Genomic DNA, 24,414 nt, shown 5'->3' on the forward strand with positions numbered 1-24,414 from the left:
TCCGGTGCCAATGCCATGACGCTCATGTGATGTTGTCCGAAGACGACTTCGCCGCCGGCCAGCTTGTCGGCGCCGTCGTGGACGGACTCCTCAACGGTCGTGCCCGCCTCGTCCGATCCTTCAACCTGGTTCGCGATGGTGTTGATCCTGCGCATCGCCGTTACACGATCTTCGATCGCAAAACTCTGCGTCAGGACAAACTCCTGTGGCAGGCGCAAGAGACCGTCCAATGAGCCCGGCGCGGTGAACGGTGGGTATTCCTTGATCGACACAATGGCGCCGAGCTTGCCAGCGTCCGGTCCGCGAAGTTCCAGCGCGGACTTGCCGAAAAACAGCTGCCGCGTCGCCAGCACATCGCCAAGGGACATGCGCGGCAAAGGCATTTCCACATCGACGCCGCCGGCGAGGATCTTCGCCAAAAATTCCGCGGGCTCGGAAAAGAAGCCGTTGCGGCGCTTCACGAGACCGAGAAGACGTGCACCATAAGCCGTAAAATCTGAAGAGGCAATCTACAACAATCGCGCATCTGTCGTGCTTTGCAAAACACTTGTGCTGCAAAGCACGAAGGGTGAACCCGACGCCGTGTCGTGTTTCTCTCTCGTCGGTGCGGGCAACGCAAACGACCTGTACAACGTCGCCTACGACGATGACGAAATGGTTTTTTTCGACATGGCGGCGATCGGACGCAACAAGGACGGCAAGTCGCTGCGCCCCGATCTGGAGCATTCGGCCGACCTCGGTGGACAGTTCCAGGAATGAAGCAGGCGAGCTTCGCAGTGCTGGCCGCATTTGGTTTGTGCGCTTCGGCCCAGGCCCAGGATGCATCCGAGTCTGCCGTGCCAACGCCCTTGGCAGTATCGAAATCGGCTCAACTGCTGACCGGAGATACCTGGCGTGATGGAGATCACCTTTTCCGCCTCTATGGCGTCCAGTCATGTCTTCGAGGCACGTCAGCCGAAGAGCAAAATGGAAACAAAATCGATTGCGGGAACACCTCGCTGGCGCACCTTGCAGCCCTATTCGATAGCGCGGCGGTTACATGCCAGCCAATCGGCTACGCCCTGGACAAGGCGGTTTTTGTCGTGTGCGGTGCGCAGCTGAATGGCGACACAATCGACGTCGGCACGGCGCTGATAGCGACCGGATACGCGTTTGCCGCAACAACCGCAAACGGCAAAGCCGTCAATGAGAACTATCTGATCGCGGAAATCAACGCTAAGATGAAACGTGCGGGTTTGTGGGGCACAACGTTTCGGCATCCTGTGCGACTGCTGCTAAACAAGCGGTCGGAGAGACAGCATGAAACACGATGATGAAGCGCACAGATATTACTATCCTGTGGAAGGACGCGGCGACGGCGCCATTGGCGGAGCGGCTGCGTTCATCGCGATCATTTTGGTGCCGGCGGCCATCTACGCGGGCTGGAATACCGTGGCCTCATGGATTTCGACGATCTTTTCTTAGGGCTGCAGTTTCGTGAAGGAACCGAGCAACGCGCGCCAATCGTCGACATCAATCTCGCACCAGCCATGAGCCGTCAGCCGTTGGAAGTAAGCAGCCTTCATTTTCATTTCCGCGATAGTGGCTACTGGAGCAATGGCAGCACGCCTTCGCACAGCGGCCTCCTCCGCCATGACCGCGTCCAGCCTCTCACCCAGCACGATCGCGTCCGGCCCTTCGGCCCCCATCCATCGCTTGCCGATACATTCAAGCGCGGCAACGCTCTGACGATGTTCCGCAATCAGTTTTGCGACGTCTTCAGCCGCTTCCATCTGTCCATTGCTGCAGACCTGTTGAATAGGCATCGTCCTCGCCCTGGCGTACATCGGTCACATACTGGTAGCTCGGGAGGTGAGGAAAAATAGGGATGACATCATCCCTTTTTTGAAGCGACCAATTCTGAGAGACAGGGGCGGTGGGCGCATGCGTAGAGGGATTGGCTTCCAATGTTTCGTGCCCTGGTGGTCGAAGACCAGACACTTATGCGTCTGGCACTGATGAACGAAGTGCAAGCAAGCTTCGAAGAATGCATTGTCCTGGGAGCGGAGACGCTGAACATCGCGACTGCCGAGCTTCAAAACAATCATTTCGATCTTGTCGTGATCGATCCTGGCTTGCCCGGTTTTGATCCCACGTCACAGGGCGACCGCGTCGCTGTCGTCGACAAGATCATCGAGGCTTCACCCAGTGCGATCCATGTTGTCGTCACCGGTTCTGACAACCTTTGCGAGGCGGATGGCTTCCGGCAAATCGGCGCTGCCGCCTATCTCGGCAAGACCGGGCTTGCGCCCGGCGTGTTCAGGGACGTGCTGGACGATATTTCCACCAAGGGATTCTCGTTGCGCCTGTCGCGGGTTGTCATGACGAAACCCGATTATCGCTTTTCTGTTCTTACACCGCGCGAACAAGAGGCCATCGACATGATGGCGCATCGCGAACCCGGCGTGAAACGCAAGGAAATCTTTTCGCTGATGGCCGACCGGCTGGCCATTGATGCCGGCTCGGCCGAGAAATACTACAAGCAGGCTCGCGCCAAGCTCATGCGGCAAGGCCATCCGCTCCCACGAGGTCTGTGAGACAATTGCGCCCATGATCGTCCATGGAATCAAGGTTCCTGTCGCACCACAGGATGTTTCGCCGGTTATCTGGAGAGCGCTTCAAAGCCAGAGCTATGAGGCGAAGGAAGCGAAGTGGATCTTCAGGGCAGTCAAGGCGCGCGATCGCGTACTGGAGCTAGGGTCCGGTATCGGCATCATCACCGCACTGATCGCGAAAATCCCCGGCGTTCAGGTGTGGGCTTTTGAAGCGAATCCCGCAACAGCGGAACTAGCGAAGCGCGTGATAGCGGCCAACGATCTCGACAATGTCACATATTCGCAGGGTATCCTCACAGCAGGCCCGCCGCGGTCCTTCACCTTCTACGTTCGCCGCGACCTTTGGATGTCTTCCACGGACAAAGACCAAGGACCATATGAGCGCGAACTTTCGATCGTCTCGGCCGACGTCGATCGTTTCATCGCCGATCATCGAATAAACGCCCTCGTCATGGACATTGAAGGAGCTGAGAAAGAACTTCTGCAGGATGCCGAGCTGCCCGGCGTCGAACGCATCTTTCTTGAGCTGCACGACCACCTCTATGGCCTTGACGGCATCCGCAACATCACCCTTGCCCTAGCAGAAAAGGGATTTGCCTACGATCCGCGGGGCTCCCGAGGACCTTGCGTCCTCTTCGCTAAGAACGATGGCCCCCGCGAATACGAGGATGTGGAAGATGTTGCGTAATGCTCTCGCCGTCATGTTTGCCGTAGCCCTTCCGCTCGCCAGCGCCGCCGAGGAAATTCCGCTCGATCCCAACGAAGTGTCGGTTCAAGACGCCAGCGGCAAGACTGTCGCCGTTTTTTCAGTAAAGCAGCTGCGGGCAGACTTTCCACAACAGACCTATGACACGCGTACGCCTTGGACGAGCGACAACGAGAAAATCGAATATCGTGGGCCGCTGCTTGCAAATGTGCTTGCCAAGGCCGGAGTCACCGCCGTGCAGGAGGTCAAAGTTGTCGCCTATGACAACTTCGTTTCCGACATTCATATGGACGAAATCCGGTCTTATAATCCGATCCTGGCGATCGAACGTCGTTGCAACGAGAGTGACAAGGCCGGCTCGCATTGCCCGCCGGGCCAGGATTTCCGCCCGATCAGCATGGTAGAAAAAGGCCCCATCTTCATTGTTTGGCCCTTCGACCAATTGCCTGCTTCATATGTTCCCGCAAGAAACTCGATCTGGGTGTTTTTCCCAGTCATCCTGCGCGCCACGCAATGAAGTTCTTAAACGGCCGTTTGCTCACTGTTCTGCCGTATCTCGGTATGGCTGCAGCGCTTGGGCTGAGTGCGTGGACATTCATGCAATCGAACCGCTACCGTCAGGAGACGGATGCCATCCTCAATCAGACTTTCGAGATTCAGTGGCGCGCGGCACAGATTCGCGAGCGCCTTATACGAGTCTATGGCTATCTTCGCATTGCCGACGAGACGGGCAAGCTTGATGCGGACATCGATCGACAAATGGCGTTGGTGAACGTCAACGTCGCGCAGTTGGAAAACCTGCCCTATCTGAACCGCTTTTTTCCCGACCACGATGCCGAACTCCTGGGCCGGATTGGCCTAACCCTCGAACAGAAAATTGCCCCTCTTGTGTCAGCGCGTACAAACTACACCCAAGCCATTGCCGACATGGCCAAGCTGGAACAGTCAATTTACGAGATTTCCAGCTCTACCGTTGATCACAGTGCCACCTTGCAGCAGACCGCCAGCATCGACATTGCGGCCTCGCGCAACTGGTTCATCTTTGCCATCGCACTTGGCCTGGGTGCCACCTTTTATCTCGTTATCCATCAACGCTATGCTTTGGCCAATCGCCGTGACCAGCATATGCGCTCGTTCGCTTCGCTCTTTGCGCATATGACCCGATCGCGGGTTACAGCCTTGAGGCTGTTCCTTGAGCACGCACAACCAGACAAGCAACCGAGCGGCGAAATGCTTGAGGCTGCGCGCAGTGCTGCTACTGAACTGGAATCGATCACCAACAGTGTCCTTCAGATCGCCTATGCGCCACAAGATTCCAGCACCGTGGCGCTCGGCCCACTCCTCGAGGATCTCGCGCACGATCGCAGCAGTTTGGTGCAAGTTTTGGTCGATCCTAAAGCACGTCTGCAACCTGTTCCGGCGACGCCGTTACGGTTGGTCGTTAATGAGCTGATAGAAAACGCTCTTGCCGCTCTATCCGGCACCAGAAACGCCCCAATTCTCATCTCCGCGACAGTCAAGCGACGTCCCTTCCTCCTGCGCAGTTACCTCGTACTAGATGTGGCGGACAACGGCGCAGGCATGTCGCCTGCAATCCTTGTGAAGGCAACTACACCTTTCTTTTCAACGCGAGCTGGAAATCATACTGGCCTTGGACTGACCGCATGTTCCCAGATGGTCTCGACGCTGAAAGGAAGGCTCATCATCAACAGCGCTCCCGGTGCCGGCACAACCGTAGAGATCAGGATTCCGGTGCATTCGACTGCCGCCACGTCATGGCAGTCGTTCCTCAGGCGCGGGCGAAAAAAGGTACACACGTGGCGCGCCTAATTGTCAGCTCTGCTCCATTTTCACCTGAATGCACCGGTATGCGCTATCACGGCGAAAACCTGCCAGGCATTCTGTGTAGCGCAGCTTAGACGGATGATGACGCTGGAAGTTCACGGCACTCTGAAATGAGAACCTACGCCTCCGGGTGCGTCAGAATCAGGTAGATCAGTTGATGGCGGGACCTTATCGGAAAAGAGGAAGGTCGCTGGATCAAGTTTCAACGCCTTGGCGATCGCCGCAATTGTGTCGACGCTGATATTGCCGCTTGCGCGTTCCAATTTCATGAATGTCGCCTCCGCCACGCCGATGAGCTCGGCCATCTTATAGCGGAGCAAAGTGCGTCGTTTTCGCTCAATGTCGATGATGTGCGCCAGACGCATGCGGATTGCATTTTCGTCCAACTGATGCGCCCATTCGGGAAGTTTTTTTCCGCCCGCGAGCAGGTCCGCAACTGACACATGCAAGCCGCTTGCCATGATTTGCAACGTCGTCAGGGTGACATTGTTTTTCTGTCGCACGGTCTGGATGTATGTCCGGTAGGCGAGCCTTTCGCCCTCGACGGTCCGGAACAGCTCGGCCATGTGCATATGGGATAGGCCACGCCTAGCTCTCTCCCGCTCCAGCGTTCTCGCAATGTTGGCGCGCAACGGGTTGTTGACCAGGCCCGCGTCGTCTCGTTTCATAAATCGATGTAGTCGCACAACCTGCCTTCTCGATCTGTCCTTTTTCGCGCGGATGATCCATAGTAAAGTATCAGAATCCGCAGCGAGGAAAAGGCTATGAACATGCTGAAATATCTCTTGGTGGGTGCCACCGTCGTCGTGGGCGCCGCGGCTCTTCCATCCCAATCACAGGCATCGGAATGGGGCTGTCAGGTCCTCCTCTGCCTGTCCGGTGACTGGCAGGCCACTCCTTCTTGCCACCCGTCAATCTACAAGTTGATGGCGGCGATGAAAGCGCCGGGTTTTAACTGGCCGATCTGTCCACAAGCCAACTCCAGCGCCGCGAGATTCGAGAAGTATGAGGATTGTCCAGCTGGCTGGCAAGCAGCTGGCAGCTACGACTCCGATCGGCGAGGAATGAGGCAAGAACGGAACATCTGCCGTATCAGCTCCGACAGGCTCACCCTGCCCGCCACTTTCACGAATAGTCGTCTCGGCCAAGACCATGACAACGGATCTCGACAGGCCCAGATCGAAATCAACGGTAGGTTGGTGACGGCAAAAATCCAGATCACGGGCAACGATAGAGGGCATTCCCTTGGTAATGGCCCCACCTACTACACCATCTCTCGGCCGGTGCGCGGAAAGCCCTGGTTCATCGAGTATGACGACGCGAACGGCATGCGCCAGAAAAGCTGGTTCAATCTCAACATGCCATAAGCCAGGCGATCACGCAGGATGAGTCGCCATGAGGATCACAAGGCGTGTCTGTCCGGTTCATTCACCCCGACGCCAGCGATAGCTTCGAGACAGCAATACGGTACTGGATCAGGGAAGGGTAATAAGTGTTGAAGGCGCTGCTCCTGTCGACTGCGATAATGGGCCCATGGGCAGGCTTGGCGGTGGCTAGCCAGAGCGAGAAGCCGCGATCGAGCGCGGACAATCCGATGTGGCCCGCTTCACTGAAATGGGACTGCAAGACCGCCGCCAAAATCGTGTGTGAGCGTGACGGCAGTTGCACAGTGGCCGAGGACCATACTAGGTTTGTGCTGAACTATGGCAGCAACGAAGCTGAGTTCCCGGCCAGCAATGTCAGGATCAAACGGCACTATCAACAGACCGTGCAGGCAAGCCCTTTGCAGCAGGAAGTTAAAGTCGAACTGGCTGACAATCGCGTTCTTTGGCTGACGGCCGTGGATGCCAGCCGCACTTATTCGGAAGCCTGGGTCGGCGCAATGAGCGAGTTGAAGGGCGGCGCGGTACTCATGGAATCCGAGGGCGTCTATTGTATGCCGCACAAGTGAGTGAGCCGAGAGGGAAGGCGAGCGAAAACCGATATGTTCTGACCTCGGGCGCCAGCCACCGGCGTTTCAGAAAAGTCCGGCATAACCGTCTTCCCGGTCTAGTTTCATCAGACGATCAGCCGTCGACTCCTGCGCAGCGGCGTCCTGACCCATCACGGCCAGCGCAGCGAACAGCCCAACAGATTTCCTCATCCAAGTCCCCTCACGCCAAGGACCAAGAACGTTTTGCCTTGCCTGGCGAGAGCTGGGTGCGGATGGTCAGGAGGTCTTGCATGACTAACCTGTCAACAATGAAACGAACATTCCATGGCACGGTGCTCGAGCGCATCGTGGTGGTGGGGCTGGGCGGCCTGCCCCTGACCGCAACGATCGACAATCTGCCGGAAGCGTATCCGGGCGGACAAGTCGCGCGAGGCGGGCGCCTGGGCCTGCTCGGCAATCGCGACATCATGGATACGCCGTTCAACATAGGCAGCTACACGGCGCAAACGATCGAGGATCAGGGCGCACGCACGGTGGACGACGTGATGATCAATGATCCTTGGTACGGAGCACCCATTCAACCGGCGGGATATTGGATTCCTTCTACATTCGCGGCTTTCCGATCAATGAAGGAAATTTTGGCGAGGTCGCGTTCGATGGTGTGTTCGGGGTCGCGCCGACCTATCGCTTGTTCACCGATTATATCGAGCGATCGAGGTTCTCAAAGGACCGGTGGCGCTCCTTTATGGCATCGCGCCGAACAGCAGTCTCGGGGGGTACGACCAATATCATCCCAAGCGCGCGGGCCGAGGTCGATCTGACACGGTCGAGCCCCCAGGGCGGCGGGCATCTCGATGTGAGCGGGCGTTTCGGCGCCGAGCGGCAGTTCGGGGTCCGATTCAACGGCAGCTATCACGGCGGCGACGCCGATCGACGACCAAAAGCGCGACGTGCCGGTGGTGACAATCTGCGGCGCGGGCCGCACCGGGCAACGGAGCGCCGATCGCCACGATCAAGCCTGGCCGGTCTGCGCCCGCGGTTTGCCGCCAATCGGATGTTAGAGCTCATGCTAATGAGGCGTCAGCACTCCGATTTTCTCAATGGTTTGGAAAAATCAAAAGATAATTCCTTATCTCTATAGATTTTGTGTAATATCGTACGATCCCGTCTTGGCAACCGGGCATCCCCTTGGTGGAACAGGAGATCGACGACACGTGGCAAGAATTTCGGTTCTCGGCATATCCGGCGGCGTTAGTACGCCATCCCGCACCACCGCGGTGGTGAGCGCGCTGGTCAAGGCGGTCGCGTCGCGTGTCCCGTCGGACGCCGGCCTGATCGAAATCACCGAGGCGGCGCCGTCGATTTTCGCCGGGCTGTCTCGTCGTGCGCTCGGCGCGTCTGGCGAAGCGATCATCCAGCGTGTCGAGAAGGCCGACCTGCTCGTGGTCGGAACGCCGGTCTATCGGGCGTCCTACACCGGCGCTCTCAAGCACCTGTTCGACCTCGTCGATCATCGTGCACTGACGGGCAAGACCGTGCTTCTCGCGGCAACCGCGGAAGTCCATACCATGGCCTGGTTCTCGAACATCAGCTCCGGCCATTGTTCGGTTTTTTCGGGGCCGTCACGGTCCCGACCGGCGTCTACGGCGCGCCCGACGATTTCGTCGATGCCAAGATCGTCGGCGCGGCGATTATCGAGCGCATCTCACGGGCCGCTACCGAAGCGATTTCCTTGCTTAATTCCAGTGATGCAAACACTGCCGTCGCCACGCGCGTCGGTTGAAGCCAATCAAAAGGGGAAACGAACGAAATGACCTCGAATTCCGACAACGTGAAATTCGCCTACTGGGTCCCGAACGTCTCGGGCGGCCTGGTCATCTCCAACATCGAGCAGCGGACCGGCTGGGACATCGACTATAACCGCAAGCTCGCCCAGATCGCCGAGGCCAACGGCTTCGACTACGCGCTGAGCCAGATACGCTTCACGGCCGGCTATGGCGCCGACAACCAGCACGAATCCGTCTCGTTCAGCCATGCCTTGCTCGCGGCCACCACAACGCTGAAAGTCATCGCGGCGATCCTGCCCGGCCCATGGAATCCAGCGCTGGCGGCCAAGCAGATAGCCACCATCAATCACCTGACCAATGGCCGTGTCGCGGTCAATGTCGTGAGCGGCTGGTTCCGCGGTGAGTTCGCCGCCATCGGCGAGCTGTGGCTCGACCATGACGAGCGCTATCGCCGTTCGGAGGAATTCATCCGTGCGCTGCGCGGCATCTGGACCGAGGACAATTTCACTCTGAAGGGCGACTTCTATCGCTTTACCAACTACTCGATGAAGCCGAAGCCGATCGATCCGCAGCCGGAGATCTTCCAGGGCGGCTCATCACGCGCGGCGCGCGACATGGCTGCGCGGGTTTCCGACTGGTATTTCACCAACGGCAACACGCCGGAAGAGATCAAGAAGCAGGTTGACGACATCAAGACCAAGGCGAAGGCCAATGGCCACAAGGTCAAGATCGGCGTCAACGCCTTTGCCATCGCTCGCGAAACCGAGGCAGAAGCGCGCACCGTGCTCGACGAGATCATCGCCAAGGCCAATCCGGAGGCGGTGCAGGGTTTCGCCGATCAGGTCAAGAATGCCGGCAAGGCGTCGCCGGAAGGCGAGGGTAACTGGGCGAAATCCTCGTTCGAGGATCTTGTCCAATACAATGACGGCTTCCGCAGCAATCTCATCGGCACGCCGGAACAGATTGCCGAACGCATCCTCAAGCTGAAGGATGCCGGCGCGGATCTGATACTGCTCGGCTTCCTGCATTTCCAGGAAGAGGTGGAGTTCTTCGGCAAGCGCGTCATCCCTCTGGTGCGCGAACTGGAAGCGGCGCGCGACAGGGAGCTCGTCGCCGCGGAATAGGACACGCGCGGCCTCCAGGCCGCCGCCCGCACGCCTTTAAAATCAGGGACGTTTCATGATTGGTGCTTCGCTGGGAGCCGCCGCATACGAGCGCGCGCCCGAAATTTCCGGCATTCTTGCTGGTGCTGGTCCCGTCGAGGACACGCGCCCGGCGCGCCTGTCGGCAAAGGCTGATGCGATCCTGGCGCTGGGCGGGATCAGCATTTCCTTTGGTGGCGTCACGGCACTGCGGGATGTCGACCTCGAGGTCAAAAGCCGCGAGATTCGCGCTGTGATCGGTCCCAATGGCGCCGGCAAATCCTCGCTGATCAACATCATCAGCGGCCTCTATCACGCCGATCAGGGCAAGATCGCGATCGATAGCCAGTCCTTCTCCCGGGTGTCGGCAAGCCGTCTGGCACGGCTCGGCGTCGCGCGCACCTTCCAGAACCTGGCACTGTTCGGTGGGCTTTCAGTGCGCGACAACATCGCGTCGGGCCGCGTCCACACCCGGCGCGCCAGCTTCGTCGAACATATCGCCGGTCTACCGCGCGCCCGGCGCGAAGATGCCGCGATCGCTGAAAAGGTCGACCAGACAATCGCCTTCCTGCATCTCGAGGCCGTCGCCGATCGCCTGGTCGCAACGCTGCCCTACGGCCTGCAGAAGCGGGTCGAACTGGCGCGCGCGCTTGTCGCCGAGCCGAAGATCCTGCTGCTCGACGAGCCGATGGCCGGCATGACGGCGACCGAGAAGGCCGAGATGGCCGGTTTCGTGCGCGCAGCGCGCGACCGGCACGACGTCACCATCATCCTCATCGAACACGACATCGGCGTGGTCATGGGGCTCTCCGACCGCGTCGCCGTGCTCGACTACGGCCGCAAGATCGCCGACGGGACACCGGCCGAGGTCAGGGCCAATCCGGCGGTGATCCGGGCCTATATCGGCACCGCCGAAGGCGAACATGGCGAGGGCATCTGATGAGCTACTATGATTTCCTCTTCGTCATCGAGGTGCTGGTCGGTGGCTTGCTCTCAGGCGTCATGTATTCGCTCGTCGCCATCGGTTTCGTGCTGATCTACAAGACGTCGGGCGTGCTGAACTTCGCGCAAGGGTCGATGGTGCTGTTCGCCGCACTCACCTTTGTCAGCCTTGTCGAACGCGGCATCCCGTTTGCGCTTTCGCTGCTCATTACCCTCGCGGTCATGGTTGCGCTGGGCTTCACCATCGAGCGAACTGTGCTGAGGCCGCTGGTCAATCGCTCGCCGATGACGCTGTTCATGGCCACGCTTGGCCTGTCTTACATCATTGAAGGCGCTGCCCAGTTGGTGTGGGGCACGCAGGTGCACGGGCTCGATCTCGGCATCGACGACACGCCGTTCGAGGTCGGCGGCATCCTGATCTCGTCGTTCGATCTTCTTGCTGCAGGCATTGCCGCGGCGATGGTCGCCGGCTTGAGCGCATTCTTCTATTGGACCCGGATCGGCCTGGCGTTTCGCGCCGTCGCAGACGACCAGTTCGCCGCGCTTGCCGTCGGGCTGCGGCTGCCCCGGATCTGGGGAACGGTGTGGACGGCCGCGGGGTTCGTGGCACTGGTCGCGGGACTTTTGTGGGGCGCGCGCCTCGGCGTCCAGTTCTCGCTGTCGCTGATCGTGCTGAAGGCGCTGCCGGTGCTGGTGCTTGGCGGCTTCGATTCTATCCTCGGCGCCATCGTCGGCGGCCTCATCATCGGCGCCAGCGAGAAGCTCGCCGAGGTCTACCTCGGACCCTTTGTCGGTGGCGGCATCGAAGGCTGGTTCGCCTATGCGCTGGCGCTGGTCGTCCTGCTGGTGCGCCCCTCCGGCCTGTTTGGCCAGAAGACTGTCGAAAGGGTCTGACCGATGGCCGTGCAAGCGCTCGATGCCGCAAGGCTTCCCATCGACTGGCAGAGGTTAGCTCTGCCCGTCGCCCTGATTGCCGTGGCCTACGGCTTGATCCCCGCCTATGCGTCGAGCTATCTCGTCGAGGCGATCCTGCTGCCGTTCCTTGCGCTCAGCCTGGCGGCGGTCGGCCTCAACCTTTTGACCGGCTATTGCGGCCAGCTTTCGCTGGGCTCCTCCGCCTTCATGGCGGTTGGCGCTTTCGCCGCCTACAATTTCAACCTTCGGGTCGAAGGACTGCCGCTGGCTGCGACCATGATCCTGGCCGGGATTTCGGCCGCCGGCATCGGCGTCGTGTTCGGATTGCCGAGCCTGCGCCTGCGCGGCTTCTATCTCGCCGTCTCGACGCTCGCCGCCCAGTTCTTCGTGCAGTGGGCGCTGACCAAGTTCGGCTGGTTCTCCAACGACAACCCATCCGGAGTGATCTCGGCGCCGCACCTTGCCGTTGCGGGCTTCTCGCTCGACAGGGCGACGGGCCGCTACCTGCTCTCGGTGACCACGGTCATCGTGCTCACGGCGCTCGTCTGGCGCCTGGTCAACAGCGCGACCGGCCGCAATTTCATCGCCGTGCGCGACAACGAAACCGCCGCGCGGGTGATCGGCGTCCCTGTGCTGAAGACCAAGCTGCTCGCGTTCGCCATCTCGTCCTTCATCATCGGCGTCGCCGGGGTGCTGTGGGCCTTCACCTATCTGCGCACGGTCGAGCCGGCCGGCTTCAATCTCGACCGCTCGTTCCAGATCCTGTTCATCATCATCATCGGCGGGCTGGCCTCGATACGCGGCGCCTTTCTGGGAGCGGCGTTCATCGTCATCTTTCCGCTCATCCTGTCGCGGCTTGGCGCCTTCCTGTTTGGCGGACTGTTCGATTCGGGTGTTCTCGACATGAGCCAGCGCATCGTGCTCGGCGCGCTCATCATCATCTTCCTCATCGCGGAACCGAACGGGCTGTCGGCCCTCTTCGACCGCCTGAAACGACGGATCGGCTCAAGGTCCAGCTGAGCGCCGCTCGACATCCTCTCACGGACCACAACCTCAGGAGACGCAATCCATGACCTTCTTCAGTCACCTCAAGAAAGCGGCGATCGCCACGGCCTTCGTCCTCGGCGCGACGGCGGTCCACGCCGACGAGCAGTATTTTCCCCTGCAGAGCTACCGCGTCGGCCCTTATGCCGCCGGCGGCACCGGCTTCTTCGGCGGCTTCATCGACTATCTCAACCTGATCAACATCCGCGACGGCGGCGTCAACGGCGTCAAGCTGACCTGGAGCGAGGGCGAGACGCAGTATGAGGTCGAGAAGGGCGTCGAGGTCTATGAACGATTGAAGAGCAATCCCGGCATCGCCGCCTGGAACCCGCTTTCGGTCGGCATCGCCTATGCCATGATCGACCGCATCACCGATGACAAGGTGCCGCTGATCACCATCAACCACGGCCGCACCGACACCACGGACGGACGCGTGTTCCCTTACGTCTTCCCGCTGCTGCTCAATCCCTACAGCGAGACCTCGGGCATCGTGAACTATATCGCCTCCAAGGAAGGTGGCCTCGACAAGCTCAAGGGCAAGAAGATCGTCGTGCTCTATCACGGCTCGCCCTATGGCAAGGAGACGATTCCGATCTATGAGCTGCTGTCGCAGAAATACGGCTTCGAGCTGTCGCAGATCGAGGTTCCGCATCCAGGCAACGAGCAGCAGGCGCAGTGGCTGACGATCCGTCGCGAGCATCCGGACTATGTGGTGCTGCGCGGCTGGGGCGTGATGAACCCGGTTGCGCTCAAGACCGCGCAGAAGACCGGCTTCCCGGCCGATCACATCGTCGGCAATGTCTGGTCGAATTCGGAAGAGGATGTGATCCCCGCGGGCGATGCCGCCAAGGGCTATACGGCCATCACCACCCAGGCGTCAGGCGAGCAGTATCCGGTGGTCCAGGAGATCGTCAAAACGGTCTACGGCGCCGGCAAAGGCAATCTCGAGGAAAAGAGCCGTATCGGCTCGGTCTACCACAATCTCGGCATCGTCAACGGCATCCTCAATGTCGAGGCGGTCCGCATCGCGCAGACCAAGTTCGGCAACCGCACGCTCACCGGCGACGAAGTCCGCTGGGGCTTCGAGCATCTCAAGCTCGATCCGGCACGCGTCGAGGCGCTGGGCGCCAAGGACCTGTTCCACTCGATCAACGTCTCCTGGGACAATCACGAAGGTGACGGCTACGTGACCTTCCAGCAGTGGGACGGCAAGAAGTGGAACGTCGTCTCCGACTGGATTGCGCCCGACTGGAAGCTGCTGCGTCCGATCATCGAGAAGTCGTCCGAGGCCTATGCCAAGGAAAAGGGCATCAAGATCCGCACGGCCGAAGACGCCGAAGCAGTGGTCAGCAACTGAAGTCAAACAACTCGCGGCCGGCCCACGNGCTCTTCCGATCTCGGCCCACGGGCCGGCCGCGATTTCCTGCCTATTGCGGAGTCATCGATGTCCAGCCCGGAAAATCCGATCCTGTCGGTCAGTCGCGTGGAGGCCGTCTACAACGGCGCCATCGCCGCCCTGCACGGTGTCGACCTGTCGGTCGGTAAAGGCGAGATCGTCGCACTGCTCGGCTCCAACGGCGCCGGCAAGACGACGCTGCTACGCGCCATATCCAATCTCCTCCCGGCCGAGCGCGGCACCGTTACCGCTGGCCGGATCACTTTCGACGGCGAGGATGTCTCCAGGGCAAGCCCCTCTCACCTCGTCCGCAAGGGTCTGGTCCAGGTCCTCGAGGGCCGACACTGCTTCCGCTCGCTGACGGTCGAGGAGAACCTTCTGACCGGCGCGCTCGGGCGTTCGTCCTCCCGCACCGGCGTCAAGGCCGACCTCGACCGCGTCTATGCGCTTTTCCCCAGGCTCACCGGGAAGCGGCGAACCCGGTCCGGCCTCACCTCCGGCGGCGAGCAGCAGATGACGGCGATCGGCCGCGGTCTGATGTCGCGGCCGAAACTGTTCGTGCTGGACGAGCCTTCGATGGGGCTGGCGCCGCTGATCGTCGACGAGATTTTTAGCGCTTTGAAGCGGCTCAATCGGGACGAAGATCTTTCGATCCTTGTCGCCGAGCAGAATTCGGCAGTGGCGCTGAAATATGCCGACCGCGCCACCGTGCTCGAAAACGGAAAGAGCGTGCTGGAAGGGTCGGCCGCCGACCTGCGCCAGCGCGACGACATCAAGACCTACTATCTCGGCGGCACGCCGCTTCCATCGCAACATTTTCCCCAGGAGACCGCAGCATGACCATCCAATCGAAGCAGCCGTCCGATATCCGCAGCGCCGTCCCCCCGGTTGAGCGTCCGTCGGCCAGAGCGCATGTCATCAAGACCGACGCCGAGGCGATCGCTGTGGCGGAAAAACTGGCCGCAGACTTCGCCAAGGACGCCTCCAGGCGGGATCGCGAGCGCATCTGGCCGAAGGAAGAGCTCGATGCGTTTTCGCAGAGCGGCCTGTGGTCGATCAACGTGCCGAAGGCCTATGGCGGACCGGAACTCTCCTATGTGACGCTGTCGAAGGTGATCACCATCATCTCGGCGGCCGATCCGTCGCTCGGCCAGATTCCGCAGAACCATCTCGGCGTCGTCGCCGCCATCCGCACCGTCTCTGACGAGGCCCAGAAGCAGTTGCTCTTCGCCGAAGTTCTGTCCGGCACGCGGTTCGGCAACGCGTTCTCGGAATTCGGCTCCAAGCGGGCGGCCGATTTTGAGACCAAATTCGTCGACGCTGGCGACCACGTCGTGGTCAATGGCCAGAAATTTTATTCCAGCGGCGCGCTGCTCGCCCATCTGGTGCCGATCGTGGCGCTCGATGACGAGGGCCGGGCCTGGTATGCCATCGCCGATCGCGGCGCGCCCGGACTGACGGTCATCGACGACTGGTCGAGCTTCGGCCAGAAGACGACGCTGTCCGGCACAGTCCTGCTCGACAATGTGAAAGTGCCGAAGACGCATCTCGTCCCCGGCTACAAGGGCTATGACCGGCCGACGGCCGACGGCGCCATCTTCCAGATCATCCAGGCTGCTGTCGATCTCGGCATCGCCAACGCGGCGATCGACGAAACCGTCAGCTTCGTGCGCACCAAGTCGCGCGCGTGGATCGACAGCGGCGTCGATCATGCCTGGCAGGATCCCTACACGATCCAGGCGGTCGGCGACCTCCGCCTGCGGGCCAATGCGGCCGAGGCGGTTCTGGACAAGGCCGGCCTTGCGGTCGATCGCGCTGTGGCCGATCCGAACGATAGGACCGTCGCGAAAGCGCAGATCGCGGTTGCCGAATCCAAGATCCTCACCACCGAGATCGCCATCAACGCCACCAACAAACTGTTCGAACTCGCCGGCACGCGATCCACACTGGCCGAGCACAATCTCGACCGGCACTGGCGCAACGCCCGAACCCACACGCTGCACGATCCGGTGCGCTGGAAATACGCGATCCTCGGCAACTATTACCTGAACGACGTCAACCCGCCGCTACACGCCTGGAGCTGAGCGAGAACGCCGTAAAGTCATAGAGGACTGTTCATGAGCACTGCCATCCCCGACAGGATCAAGGTCCTGTGGTTTCTTCCGACCCATGGCGACAGCCGCTATCTCGGCACCTCCGAGGGGGGCAGGGCGGTCGACCTGCCCTATCTGACCCAGGTCGCCAAGGCCGCCGACGCCATTGGCTATTACGGCGCGCTGCTGCCGACCGGCCGAAGCTGCGAGGACAGCTGGGTCGTGGCGTCGGCGCTGGCGCCGTTGACGCAGCGGCTCCGCTTCCTCGTTGCGGTGCGGCCGGGCCTGCAATCGCCGACGCTTGCCGCGCGGATGACCTCGACGCTCGACCGCATTTCCGGCGGGCGCCTGCTTATCAACGTGGTCACCGGCGGTGACCCGGTCGAGAACAAGGGCGACGGCATCTTCCTCAGCCATGATGAGCGCTATGAGGTGACGCGGGAGTTTCTCGATATCTACAAGGCCGTGCTCAGCGGCGAGACCATTGCCTTCGAAGGCAAGCACTTCCGCATCGAGGACGGAAGGCTGCTGTTCCCGCCTGTGCAGACCCCGCATCCGCCGCTGTATTTCGGTGGCTCGTCGGAGGCGGCCAATGCGGTCGCCGCCGAGCAGATCGACAAATACCTCACCTGGGGCGAACCGCCGGCTGACGTCGCCGCCAAGGTCGACCATGTGCGCGGCCTTGCCGAGAAGGCCGGACGCCAGGTGAGTTTCGGCATCAGGCTGCATGTCATCGTTCGCGAAACCAATGACGAAGCCTGGGCCGATGCCGACCGCCTGATCAGCCGCCTGGACGACAAGACGATCGCCGAGGCGCAGAAGGTTTTCGCGCGCATGGATTCCGTCGGCCAGTCGCGCATGAGCCGGCTGCATGGCGGCCGTCGCGACAAACTCGAAATCAGTCCGAATCTGTGGGCCGGTGTCGGCCTGGTGCGCGGCGGCGCCGGCACCGCTCTGGTCGGCGATGCGGCGACGGTGGCGGAGCGCATCGACGAATACCGGCGCATCGGCATCGATACCTTCATCCTGTCCGGCTATCCGCATCTGGAGGAAGCCTATCGCTTCGGCGAACTGGTGCTGCCGCTGTTGCCGCTCGATCACGAAATCTCGACGCGGCCGACGGCGGTTAACATGGGCCCCTTCGGCGAAACGGTGGCCGGCGACCATCGCCCGTCGTCGCTGCGCGCGAGCCAGTCTTGAGCGCCAGCGAACCGATCATAGCGATTGTCGGCGGCGGCTTTTCAGGTGCGGCGACTGCGTTTCATCTGGCGCGGCTGCTCCCGGCCAGTGCATCCGATATCGTGGTCGTCGAGCCGCGCGAAAGGCTCGGCTATGGTCTGGCCTATTCGACGACCGATCCTTCACACCGCATCAATGTGCCGGCCTCGAGGATGACGCTGATCTCCGGCCAGGACAGCCACTTTGCCGACTGGCTGGAGCAGACCGGCGCCGTTCTGAATGACGCCGAGGCGATCACTACCAACGGCGCGGCCTATCCACAGCGTCGCGTTTTCGGCCGTTATGTCGAATCCCACCTTCAGCCATTTTTGCAAAGCAAGACGATTCGGCACGTCCGATCCGCCGTCGCGTCGGTCGAGCGTAACGGCGACGCATATCGCCTCATCCTTGCCGACGGCGGAACGCTCGCGGCCGATGCATTGGTTGTCGCAACGACTCATCCGCCGCCGGCCTTACCGCCAGCCTTGCGCGCTATAGCCGGCGCCGCCGGTCTGGTCGCTAATCCCTATGATCTCGAACGACTGGAAGCGATCGAGCGCGACCACCATGTCCTGGTCGTCGGCACCGGGCTGACCTCGGCGGACGTCATCGCCACTCTCGACCGCAGGAGGCATCGCGGCAGCATCACAGCACTTTCGCGCCATGGCTACCGCTCGCGCAGCCATGCAGCCTCGCGTGGCGATCCGATCGGCGATTTCACGACCCTGCCTTCACGCAGCGCAACGGCACTGTTCAGGCGCATCCGGGCCACGATCCTTGATGCCAAGCGTCGGGGCGAAGGCTGGCACCCGGTGCTCGACGCCGTCCGGCGACAGGGGCAAATCATCTGGCAGGCCTTGCCGCTCGCCGAGCAGCGCCGCGTGGTGCGCCATCTTCGCGCGCTGTGGGATGTGCATCGCTTCCGCATCGCTCCACAGATCGCGGCCGTGCTTGATCGCGGCGTTGCCGAGGGCAGGCTTGCCTATCGCGCCGCAACGATTGTCGGCGCCGAACAGGTCGACGGACGCATTTGCGTCAGGCAGCGGCTGCGTGGCCAACGCAGCCTCGTTGTCGAGGCTTTCGACAGTGTGATCGTGACGACCGGACCGGCGCACGCCGATATCTTGCGGACCAACACGGCGATTGCGGCGCTCGAGCGGATGGGATTGGTCCGGCTCGACCCGATTGGTCTTGGTTTGGAGACCGACAGCCAAGGCCGTGCGGTCGGCACATCCGGGCGCCCGACCGACAGCATTTTCGTCAGCGGGCCATTGGCGCGCGGCAGCGTCGGCGAACTGATGGGAATTCCCGAAGTCACCGCACATACCGAGCGCATCGCCGCCGAAATTCACCAATGGTTGGGATACCAAACGGCGTTGCGTCGCAAGGCGTCGTGAAGCTGTGATTAGCATGAGTCTATTCAGATGACACTGACGGAACGCATCGCCAGGATTGAAAGCGCCTTCGAGGTTTATGAAAGCGCCATTGGTCGCAGTGCCGCTCCTGGCGCTTTTCGCGTTTGTCGCCGACGCCGCCGAAGTCGCCCAAGTTCAGGTGGAGAGACTGCGCGTTTGAGCGGAGTACGGTCTTCGGAGTTGGCTTCTCTGAGAGCACCGAAGTAGTCTAGGCGACGAGCTTGGCTGCGTGTGCCTTCAACTACTGTTGGCTTCTAACAACTCCAATCTGATGTCAGGGGGGTGACGCCTCTGGAAATTTGTCGATAACTGTGAGTTCGGATTTTGACGAGATCTTCACCATAAAGCGATGAGCTGCAATTTCTAGCGACGGCCGCGCTAGGGACGGGCCTCCAGCACCATGTTGAACGGCGTCTCCGTGGCGCGACGGAATCGCTTGAAGCCGCCGCCGGTCACCACCTTGCGTAGCCTCGCCTCGCCGGCCTGGGCGCCAAGCCCGAGCCCGACTTCCTGCGACAGGGATGCGGGCGTGCACACGAACGTGGAAGCGGCATAGTAAACGCGTCCGACGGGATTGAGGTTCGCCGCTAGATGATTATGCGCGAACGGCTCGACGATCATCCACGTGCCATCCGGCTTGAGCGACCCGTGGACATGGGTGGCGGCGCCCGCCGGGTCGCCCATGTCGTGAAGGCAATCGAAAAAAGCGACGAGGTCATAGGTGCCGGGGTAGGTCTTGGCGGCCGCGACCTCGAAGCGCGTGTTGGCGCCGACGCCGGCTTCCTCGGCGGCCTTGCGGGCGCGCTCGATCGAAGGGGCGTGATAATCGAAGCCGACGAAGCGCGAATTGGGGAAAGCACGTGCCATGAGCACCGTCGATGCGCCATGACCGCATCCGACATCCGCGACCTCCACGCCGCGTTCGAGCTTCTCGACTACGCCCTCCAGGGCCGGCAGCCAGGAGTCGATCAGATTGGCATTATAGCCTGGACGGAAGAACCGCTCCGTGCCGCGAAACAGACACGCGCTATGATCGTGCCATGCAACGCCCTTGCCGGACTGGAACGCTTGCCTCACCTTTTCTTCGTCGAGCCACAGCGCGGATAGGAACTCGAATGCGCCAGCCATGAAGGCCGGGCTATTTTCATCGGCGAACACCAGTTCCTGCTCGGCGTTGAGATAGAAATTGTTGTTGGCTTCATCGTAGTCGACATACCCCGCAGCCGCCTGCCCGGAAAGCCATTCCGTTACAAGGCGCTCCTGGGTGCCGGTGCGTGTCGAAAGTTCGGCGGCAGTCATCTTGCCGCCTTCGCGCAATGCCTCGAACAGGCCGAGTTTGTCTCCCAACAAGACTCCCGCGCCCGTAGCGATCGCACCGAGATCGCAGACCATTTTCTCCAAGAATGTGTCCAACTTTTGCTGACTCGCTTCAGACATCGGAATCTCCCTTTGGGCTCGATCTCTCCCGGTAAAAGCCTCACAAGGGGAGAAGAATGGCGAAATTGGAGCCCGGGCCCATCCTTTGGCGTCCACGCGCGGGCCGATCACCATAATGGCGGGTTCGGCCGAAAGCAGCTTCTTTGCCGCTGCCTCGACTTGGTCGATCGATGAGGGCGGCGCGGCGCTGGTGTAGCCGATGCCAAGACCCGACAAGCGTGGCTGCAATCGAACTGGAGGAATCCAGATTGTTGGTAGCATAGGTGCCGATCAGATAGTTCTTGCTCGCTTTTAGCTCGGCCTCTGTCGGCCCTGTTTCCGCCAACCCCCTGATCACGTGGCGTATCCGCCGAGCGTCTCGGCCGCCCTGTCGGCGCGCGTCGCCGTGGTCACGACAAGCGCATTGGAATGCTGGTAGTCTTTCAATCTGGAATGGATACCGTAAGCAAGGCCGCGCTTTTCGCGCACTTCCTGGAACAGACGTGAGGTAAATGGCGAGCCTCCGAGTATTTTGCTTATCAGCTGTGCGGCTTAGAATTCCGAGTCGCTGCGTCCGATGCCGGGAAAAACAAGCTGCAGCGAAGTCTGCGGCGGGTCGTAGGCGACCAATTACGCCGGCCGAGCTCGGGGCGACATCGGCCACCGGCGCGATCGCCTGCTTCTGAGGCAAATCGCCGACCGAGTCGTGGAGCCTTTCACTCAGGCCTTTGGCATCAATGTCGCCGACGACCGCTACGTGCAGCCCGTCACCGACGAAAGCGGCCTTGTGGAGGGCGCCTAGATCGACCGGCGTTATGCCGGCGAGGCTCTCCTTGGTGCCCCTCGTCCGGCCTCGAATAAGGATGCGTGCCGTAGATTCTGCGCCGCTTGGCGCGGATGCGGTCGACGGGCTCCTGGTCGAAGCGGGGGCTGTTAGGCGCGAGCCTGAGCAGATCGAAGGCGGCGTCCTTCCGTTCGGGCAGCATGCGCATCTGCCATAAATGCCGTCGCGCTGCGCGTCGAAGCTCATCTCGGCCCCGGCATGGTCAACCGTCGCCTGGAAGGCATCGCTGTCGAGATCGCCGGCGCCCTCGTCGAACAGGCCGGTCATCAAATTGGCCAGTCCCTCCTTGTCAGCCGAGTCCTGCGTGGTGCCGCCGTCGAAGACGAAGCGGATGGCTCCGGTTGTGGTGACGGGACGGACGATAAGCAAGGTTCGGGGCGAAGTGATTTGTTCCGCGGCGGCGGTATGTTTTGGTGAGGTGATCATGCGACGTCTTCTTTGGTCGGGCACGTGTTTGCGGATGATGATGCATGTACCGTGCCAAATGAGAAAACCATTTATACGCAGTCTGGTAGATCTGACCCTGCTACGTTGCGTATCCGACATTGTCGGAAATTGGACAGCGCCGAACGCGAAGCGGCTCGGGGCTTGTGACGATGCTTGCGCGTGCTGCTGCGGAGGGGGATATGAATGCGCTTCGAACTGGCGCGAGGCCTTCGAGGATGCCGGATTCTTAGCAAGGAGAAGTTGCTGGCGGACGACCGCCCATCCGAACCGTTTGGACGAGAATCACCCCTTAAACGGGGTCCTCATTCGGCACTCTCGCTGCGGCCACAGCCTAAGTTGCACCGACAAGGTGCGCCTGGAGCAGATCAATCTTGGCGCGGCCGTACGTTTGCCGCTTGATGAGTTTGAGCTTGGTGATCTGGCCTTCGGTCTAGCCATTCGACCACGGAGAGATGATGGCGTTGCGGACTGCGGCGATGTCCTTTTCGACCCTGTTTGCAAAGGAGCCGACGAGGCTTGCCTTCGCGCCGTCCAGCCGAGTGTCCAGTTTTGCGGCCGCCTTTGATCGGATCATCTGCTGAAAGTCGTCGATCAGCGTTCGCGCGATGACCGAGGTCAGGAACATTGCTCTCGATTGCCCCGATCAGTACAGCGTCCGATTTGGACAGGTCGTCACGCGCCAGCGTCATGAGCTTGGCCATGCTTCGTGCCGAAGGCGTGCGGGCAAGTGCGCTTTGATCGGTCCTTTCAGCAAGGCGTCTGCGCCGCGCCCATTCAGAGACGACGCCGATCTGGCCACGAAAGCCTTTCTTGCGCATTNCTTTCAGCAAGGCGTCTGCGCCGCGCCCATTCAGAGACGACGCCGATCTGGCCACGAAAGCCTTTCTTGCGCATTTCGCGCCAAGTCATGTGCTTGACCTGGCGGCATCGTCTTCGTCGAAATCGTTGCGTCCATTTCCATCCTGTTCCCTGGTTTCTGACCTTTACGGCTTCTCTGCTAGCCGCTTGACGGTGACCGGAAAACTTATCCGCCCGGTGCCGTCCATCAGTCGATTATGAGTCCCGATAATCAAGTCCGATATCCAAGATCGGCGCGCTATGGGTCAGCCAGCCGATGGAGACCAGATCGACGCCCGTCGCAGCAATCTGCGCAGCCATATCGAGCGTAATCCGGCCCGATGCTTCGGTGACCACCCGCCCGGCAACCATCGCCACCGCGTGGCGCAACTCATCGACCGACATGTTGTCGAGCAGGATAGCGTCGGGGGCGAAGCCAAGTGCCTCCTCCAACTGGATCAGCGTATCGACCTCCACTTCGATTTTGACGAGATGAGCTACGCTTGCTCGCGCCAGCCACGCTTGCGGCGGCAACGCTCGTCATCCGCCGCTCTATAACCCTCGACAAGGGCCTCAATGCGATTTCAGTCAAGATGCAATCTCTCCGCTCTCGAAGGCGAGAGACTGGCAAGGCACAAGCAGGAGCGACATTCCTATTTTGCCAGATCAGGACATTTCATAACGCTATTATGGAACTCGGCGGCGGTTTTCTAGCTGTTGCTTGGTTCTCTCCTGCCGCAGCTACGAAGTTGTGGATTCTCTCAGTAAACTGCGGTTATCGGGTTGAACTATGGTGCCAGAGTCAGAAACGACAGCACATCGCAATGCCACTGGGGGGCTGACCGACCCTTGTCCGTGGTGCCCAGTACGAGAAGACCAGGTTATTGCCCTGTTGGGCAAACCACAGCTCATTGGCGTCAATACCCGTCCGGAAGTCGAGCTCGTCATGTCGGTGAAGGAGCCGGATTCGACAATCGTATCCGACCCGTCCTTTATGCGTTCCAATTTCGAGTGCCTGTTTTGTGCGGTCTCCGGCCGTCGTTTGTCGACGACGTGAGTTCTATGTACCGACCTATCGAGCGAAGATAGGCAACGATCTCCGGTAGCAGGTGATCACGATCGCCAAACTCTTCCACGATTCTTTTTACCTTGCGCCAGGGTACCTTCCCGTCAACATCGCCCAGTGAATAGCCTAAGTGACCGATCGCACAGATATCACAGCCAGCCTCGATCACCTTGTCGACGAAGGCGGGAATCTCGCTCGCTTTCATTAGCCGCATGTTGCTGGTCATCGCAGATATCTCCGTTGGTGGTCGGCATGGAAATTGCGCCGACGCTCAAACGTGCTTGAATGCGCGCACCTTCGCTACCTGTGCACTTGCACAGCTTGTAGGCAGGCCTGCAGAAGGCGCGGATCGAGTGTTCCTGCGCATTTGTTCATTGTTGGCACCCCGGACACTCAACCGTGTTGCTAGAACAACCCACCTGCTCCGTTCCAACAGCAGCATTGGCCACCGGAACGCTCCCCTTGCGCGCACTGAAAGCCGGCGCTCAGGCAGTCGGAGTCAGTCATGCCGAGGCGCCATTTCCTTTTCCCCACAAGTCGCACGAGCCGCACGCGCTCTTTTCGCTCTGGAGTCCAGTAGGTTGGGTCTGGGTTGGCTCAATCGAGGGGATGGGCGTCTTTCCATTTAGCTATAGGCTAGGAAAAGCTCCTTAGATCCCGCAGTCAGGAGTCCACCAATCGGTCGAGATGGCTGCGAACTGCGTATTCCGATGAAGCCGGCCACCGATTCCGATTTGAAGCCGGCCAGTCATTCCGATTTCATTCCGGCCACCA

26 protein-coding genes and 3 pseudogenes are annotated in these 24,414 nt (G+C 60.7%); 20 read left to right on the forward strand and 9 right to left on the reverse strand.

Features of this window, described 5'->3' with window-relative positions; all coding sequences use genetic code 11:
• Positions 1-419 (reverse strand): annotated as a pseudogene (locus X760_RS0140325) (type VI secretion protein); the annotation flags it as partial.
• Positions 420-549: 130 nt separating this feature from the next.
• On the opposite strand from X760_RS0140325, the gene X760_RS71980 reads away from it, so the two are divergent.
• Genes X760_RS71980 through X760_RS76960 form a run of 3 tightly spaced genes read left to right on the forward strand, consistent with a single transcriptional unit; the run spans position 550 to position 1,464 of the window.
• The gene (locus tag X760_RS71980; RefSeq protein ID WP_031195330.1) at positions 550-759 is read left to right on the forward strand and encodes a hypothetical protein; all 210 of its coding nucleotides are present in this window, start codon (positions 550-552) and stop codon (positions 757-759) included.
• Positions 756-1,313 carry a hypothetical protein gene (locus tag X760_RS71985; protein ID WP_023722879.1) on the forward strand — a complete coding sequence of 186 codons (558 nt, stop codon included), beginning with the start codon at positions 756-758 and terminating at the stop codon, positions 1,311-1,313. Before X760_RS71980 ends, X760_RS71985 begins: the two co-directional genes overlap by 4 nt.
• Entirely contained in the window at positions 1,300-1,464 is a 165-nt protein-coding gene (locus X760_RS76960) for a hypothetical protein (protein ID WP_156948357.1), read from the forward strand. The genes X760_RS71985 and X760_RS76960 overlap by 14 nt, the downstream gene beginning before the upstream one ends.
• Here the strand turns inward: X760_RS76960 and X760_RS71990 are convergent.
• Positions 1,461-1,805 (reverse strand): hypothetical protein, encoded by a 345-nt coding sequence (locus X760_RS71990; protein WP_031195334.1) that lies wholly within the window; start codon positions 1,803-1,805, stop codon positions 1,461-1,463. The genes X760_RS76960 and X760_RS71990 overlap by 4 nt on opposite strands.
• Positions 1,806-1,946: 141 nt before the next feature.
• On the opposite strand from X760_RS71990, the gene X760_RS71995 reads away from it, so the two are divergent.
• The 4 genes from X760_RS71995 to X760_RS72010 are packed head-to-tail and all read left to right on the forward strand — an operon-like array spanning position 1,947 to position 5,130.
• Positions 1,947-2,576 (forward strand): response regulator transcription factor, encoded by a 630-nt coding sequence (locus X760_RS71995; RefSeq protein WP_023722882.1) that lies wholly within the window; start codon positions 1,947-1,949, stop codon positions 2,574-2,576.
• Positions 2,577-2,580: 4 nt separating this feature from the next.
• Positions 2,581-3,282 carry an FkbM family methyltransferase gene (locus X760_RS72000; RefSeq protein WP_198030580.1) on the forward strand — a complete coding sequence of 234 codons (702 nt, stop codon included), beginning with the start codon at positions 2,581-2,583 and terminating at the stop codon, positions 3,280-3,282.
• Positions 3,272-3,817, forward strand: a complete 546-nt coding sequence (locus tag X760_RS72005; RefSeq protein ID WP_156948359.1) for a hypothetical protein — start codon at positions 3,272-3,274, stop codon at positions 3,815-3,817. The genes X760_RS72000 and X760_RS72005 overlap by 11 nt, the downstream gene beginning before the upstream one ends.
• Complete coding sequence (locus X760_RS72010) at positions 3,814-5,130, forward strand: HAMP domain-containing sensor histidine kinase (RefSeq protein ID WP_023722885.1); 1,317 nt, start codon at positions 3,814-3,816, stop codon at positions 5,128-5,130. Before X760_RS72005 ends, X760_RS72010 begins: the two co-directional genes overlap by 4 nt.
• A gap of 110 nt (positions 5,131-5,240) precedes the next feature.
• On the opposite strand, the gene X760_RS0140340 is transcribed toward X760_RS72010, so the two are convergent.
• Positions 5,241-5,711 carry a helix-turn-helix transcriptional regulator gene (locus tag X760_RS0140340; protein ID WP_245278784.1) on the reverse strand — a complete coding sequence of 157 codons (471 nt, stop codon included), beginning with the start codon at positions 5,709-5,711 and terminating at the stop codon, positions 5,241-5,243.
• A gap of 198 nt (positions 5,712-5,909) precedes the next feature.
• On the opposite strand from X760_RS0140340, the gene X760_RS72015 reads away from it, so the two are divergent.
• Both X760_RS72015 and X760_RS0140345 read left to right on the forward strand, forming a co-directional pair.
• Complete coding sequence (locus X760_RS72015; protein ID WP_023722887.1) at positions 5,910-6,512, forward strand: hypothetical protein; 603 nt, start codon at positions 5,910-5,912, stop codon at positions 6,510-6,512.
• Between the two features lie 125 nt (positions 6,513-6,637).
• Entirely contained in the window at positions 6,638-7,096 is a 459-nt protein-coding gene (locus X760_RS0140345; RefSeq protein WP_031195338.1) for a hypothetical protein, read from the forward strand.
• A 66-nt stretch (positions 7,097-7,162) separates the two neighbouring features.
• Here the strand turns inward: X760_RS0140345 and X760_RS78985 are convergent, their stop codons facing one another.
• Positions 7,163-7,288, reverse strand: a complete 126-nt coding sequence (locus X760_RS78985; protein WP_023722890.1) for a hypothetical protein — start codon at positions 7,286-7,288, stop codon at positions 7,163-7,165.
• Between the two features lie 62 nt (positions 7,289-7,350).
• Between X760_RS78985 and X760_RS75880 the strand changes: the two are divergent.
• The 11 genes and pseudogenes from X760_RS75880 to X760_RS72070 all read left to right on the forward strand — a co-directional run.
• Positions 7,351-8,037 (forward strand): annotated as a pseudogene (locus X760_RS75880) (TonB-dependent receptor plug domain-containing protein); the annotation flags it as partial.
• 321 nt (positions 8,038-8,358) lie between these two features.
• Complete coding sequence (locus tag X760_RS72025) at positions 8,359-8,892, forward strand: NAD(P)H-dependent oxidoreductase (protein WP_245278785.1); 534 nt, start codon at positions 8,359-8,361, stop codon at positions 8,890-8,892.
• Positions 8,889-9,989 carry a dimethylsulfone monooxygenase SfnG gene (gene sfnG, locus X760_RS72030; protein ID WP_023722893.1) on the forward strand — a complete coding sequence of 367 codons (1,101 nt, stop codon included), beginning with the start codon at positions 8,889-8,891 and terminating at the stop codon, positions 9,987-9,989. The genes X760_RS72025 and sfnG overlap by 4 nt, the downstream gene beginning before the upstream one ends.
• Positions 9,990-10,044: 55 nt before the next feature.
• Positions 10,045-10,947: an ABC transporter ATP-binding protein gene (locus tag X760_RS72035; protein ID WP_023722894.1), complete on the forward strand. Its 903-nt coding sequence runs from the start codon at positions 10,045-10,047 to the stop codon at positions 10,945-10,947.
• A complete protein-coding gene (locus tag X760_RS72040) occupies positions 10,947-11,843 on the forward strand; it encodes a branched-chain amino acid ABC transporter permease (RefSeq protein WP_023722895.1) in 897 nt (298 codons plus the stop codon). Before X760_RS72035 ends, X760_RS72040 begins: the two co-directional genes overlap by 1 nt.
• Positions 11,844-11,846: 3 nt before the next feature.
• A complete protein-coding gene (locus tag X760_RS72045) occupies positions 11,847-12,884 on the forward strand; it encodes a branched-chain amino acid ABC transporter permease (RefSeq protein WP_023722896.1) in 1,038 nt (345 codons plus the stop codon).
• Between the two features lie 49 nt (positions 12,885-12,933).
• Positions 12,934-14,265: an ABC transporter substrate-binding protein gene (locus X760_RS72050; RefSeq protein ID WP_023722897.1), complete on the forward strand. Its 1,332-nt coding sequence runs from the start codon at positions 12,934-12,936 to the stop codon at positions 14,263-14,265.
• Positions 14,266-14,352: 87 nt separating this feature from the next.
• Positions 14,353-15,144 (forward strand): ABC transporter ATP-binding protein, encoded by a 792-nt coding sequence (locus X760_RS72055; RefSeq protein WP_023722898.1) that lies wholly within the window; start codon positions 14,353-14,355, stop codon positions 15,142-15,144.
• Positions 15,141-16,388: an SfnB family sulfur acquisition oxidoreductase gene (locus tag X760_RS72060; protein ID WP_023722899.1), complete on the forward strand. Its 1,248-nt coding sequence runs from the start codon at positions 15,141-15,143 to the stop codon at positions 16,386-16,388. The genes X760_RS72055 and X760_RS72060 overlap by 4 nt, the downstream gene beginning before the upstream one ends.
• Positions 16,389-16,421: 33 nt before the next feature.
• Complete coding sequence (gene ssuD, locus X760_RS72065; protein ID WP_023722900.1) at positions 16,422-17,597, forward strand: FMNH2-dependent alkanesulfonate monooxygenase; 1,176 nt, start codon at positions 16,422-16,424, stop codon at positions 17,595-17,597.
• Positions 17,594-19,012 carry an FAD/NAD(P)-binding protein gene (locus X760_RS72070; protein WP_023722901.1) on the forward strand — a complete coding sequence of 473 codons (1,419 nt, stop codon included), beginning with the start codon at positions 17,594-17,596 and terminating at the stop codon, positions 19,010-19,012. Before ssuD ends, X760_RS72070 begins: the two co-directional genes overlap by 4 nt.
• A 396-nt stretch (positions 19,013-19,408) precedes the next feature.
• On the opposite strand, the gene X760_RS72075 is transcribed toward X760_RS72070, so the two are convergent.
• From X760_RS72075 to X760_RS0140360, 5 genes and pseudogenes are all read right to left on the reverse strand, one after another.
• Positions 19,409-20,467 carry a class I SAM-dependent methyltransferase gene (locus X760_RS72075; RefSeq protein WP_031195349.1) on the reverse strand — a complete coding sequence of 353 codons (1,059 nt, stop codon included), beginning with the start codon at positions 20,465-20,467 and terminating at the stop codon, positions 19,409-19,411.
• Positions 20,468-20,800: 333 nt separating this feature from the next.
• Complete coding sequence (locus tag X760_RS79280) at positions 20,801-20,989, reverse strand: insulinase family protein (protein WP_348633267.1); 189 nt, start codon at positions 20,987-20,989, stop codon at positions 20,801-20,803.
• A 1,178-nt stretch (positions 20,990-22,167) separates the two neighbouring features.
• Positions 22,168-22,362 carry a hypothetical protein gene (locus X760_RS77565; RefSeq protein ID WP_023722909.1) on the reverse strand — a complete coding sequence of 65 codons (195 nt, stop codon included), beginning with the start codon at positions 22,360-22,362 and terminating at the stop codon, positions 22,168-22,170.
• 428 nt (positions 22,363-22,790) lie between these two features.
• A pseudogene (locus tag X760_RS72090) lies at positions 22,791-23,087 on the reverse strand (nicotinate-nucleotide diphosphorylase (carboxylating)); the annotation flags it as partial.
• A 479-nt stretch (positions 23,088-23,566) separates the two neighbouring features.
• The gene (locus tag X760_RS0140360) at positions 23,567-23,866 is read right to left on the reverse strand and encodes a hypothetical protein (protein ID WP_023722911.1); all 300 of its coding nucleotides are present in this window, start codon (positions 23,864-23,866) and stop codon (positions 23,567-23,569) included.
• Positions 23,867-24,414: the final 548 nt, after the last annotated feature.

Origin of the sequence: Mesorhizobium sp. LSHC420B00, assembly GCF_000503055.1 — a bacterium.
Taxonomy (GTDB): domain Bacteria; phylum Pseudomonadota; class Alphaproteobacteria; order Rhizobiales; family Rhizobiaceae; genus Mesorhizobium.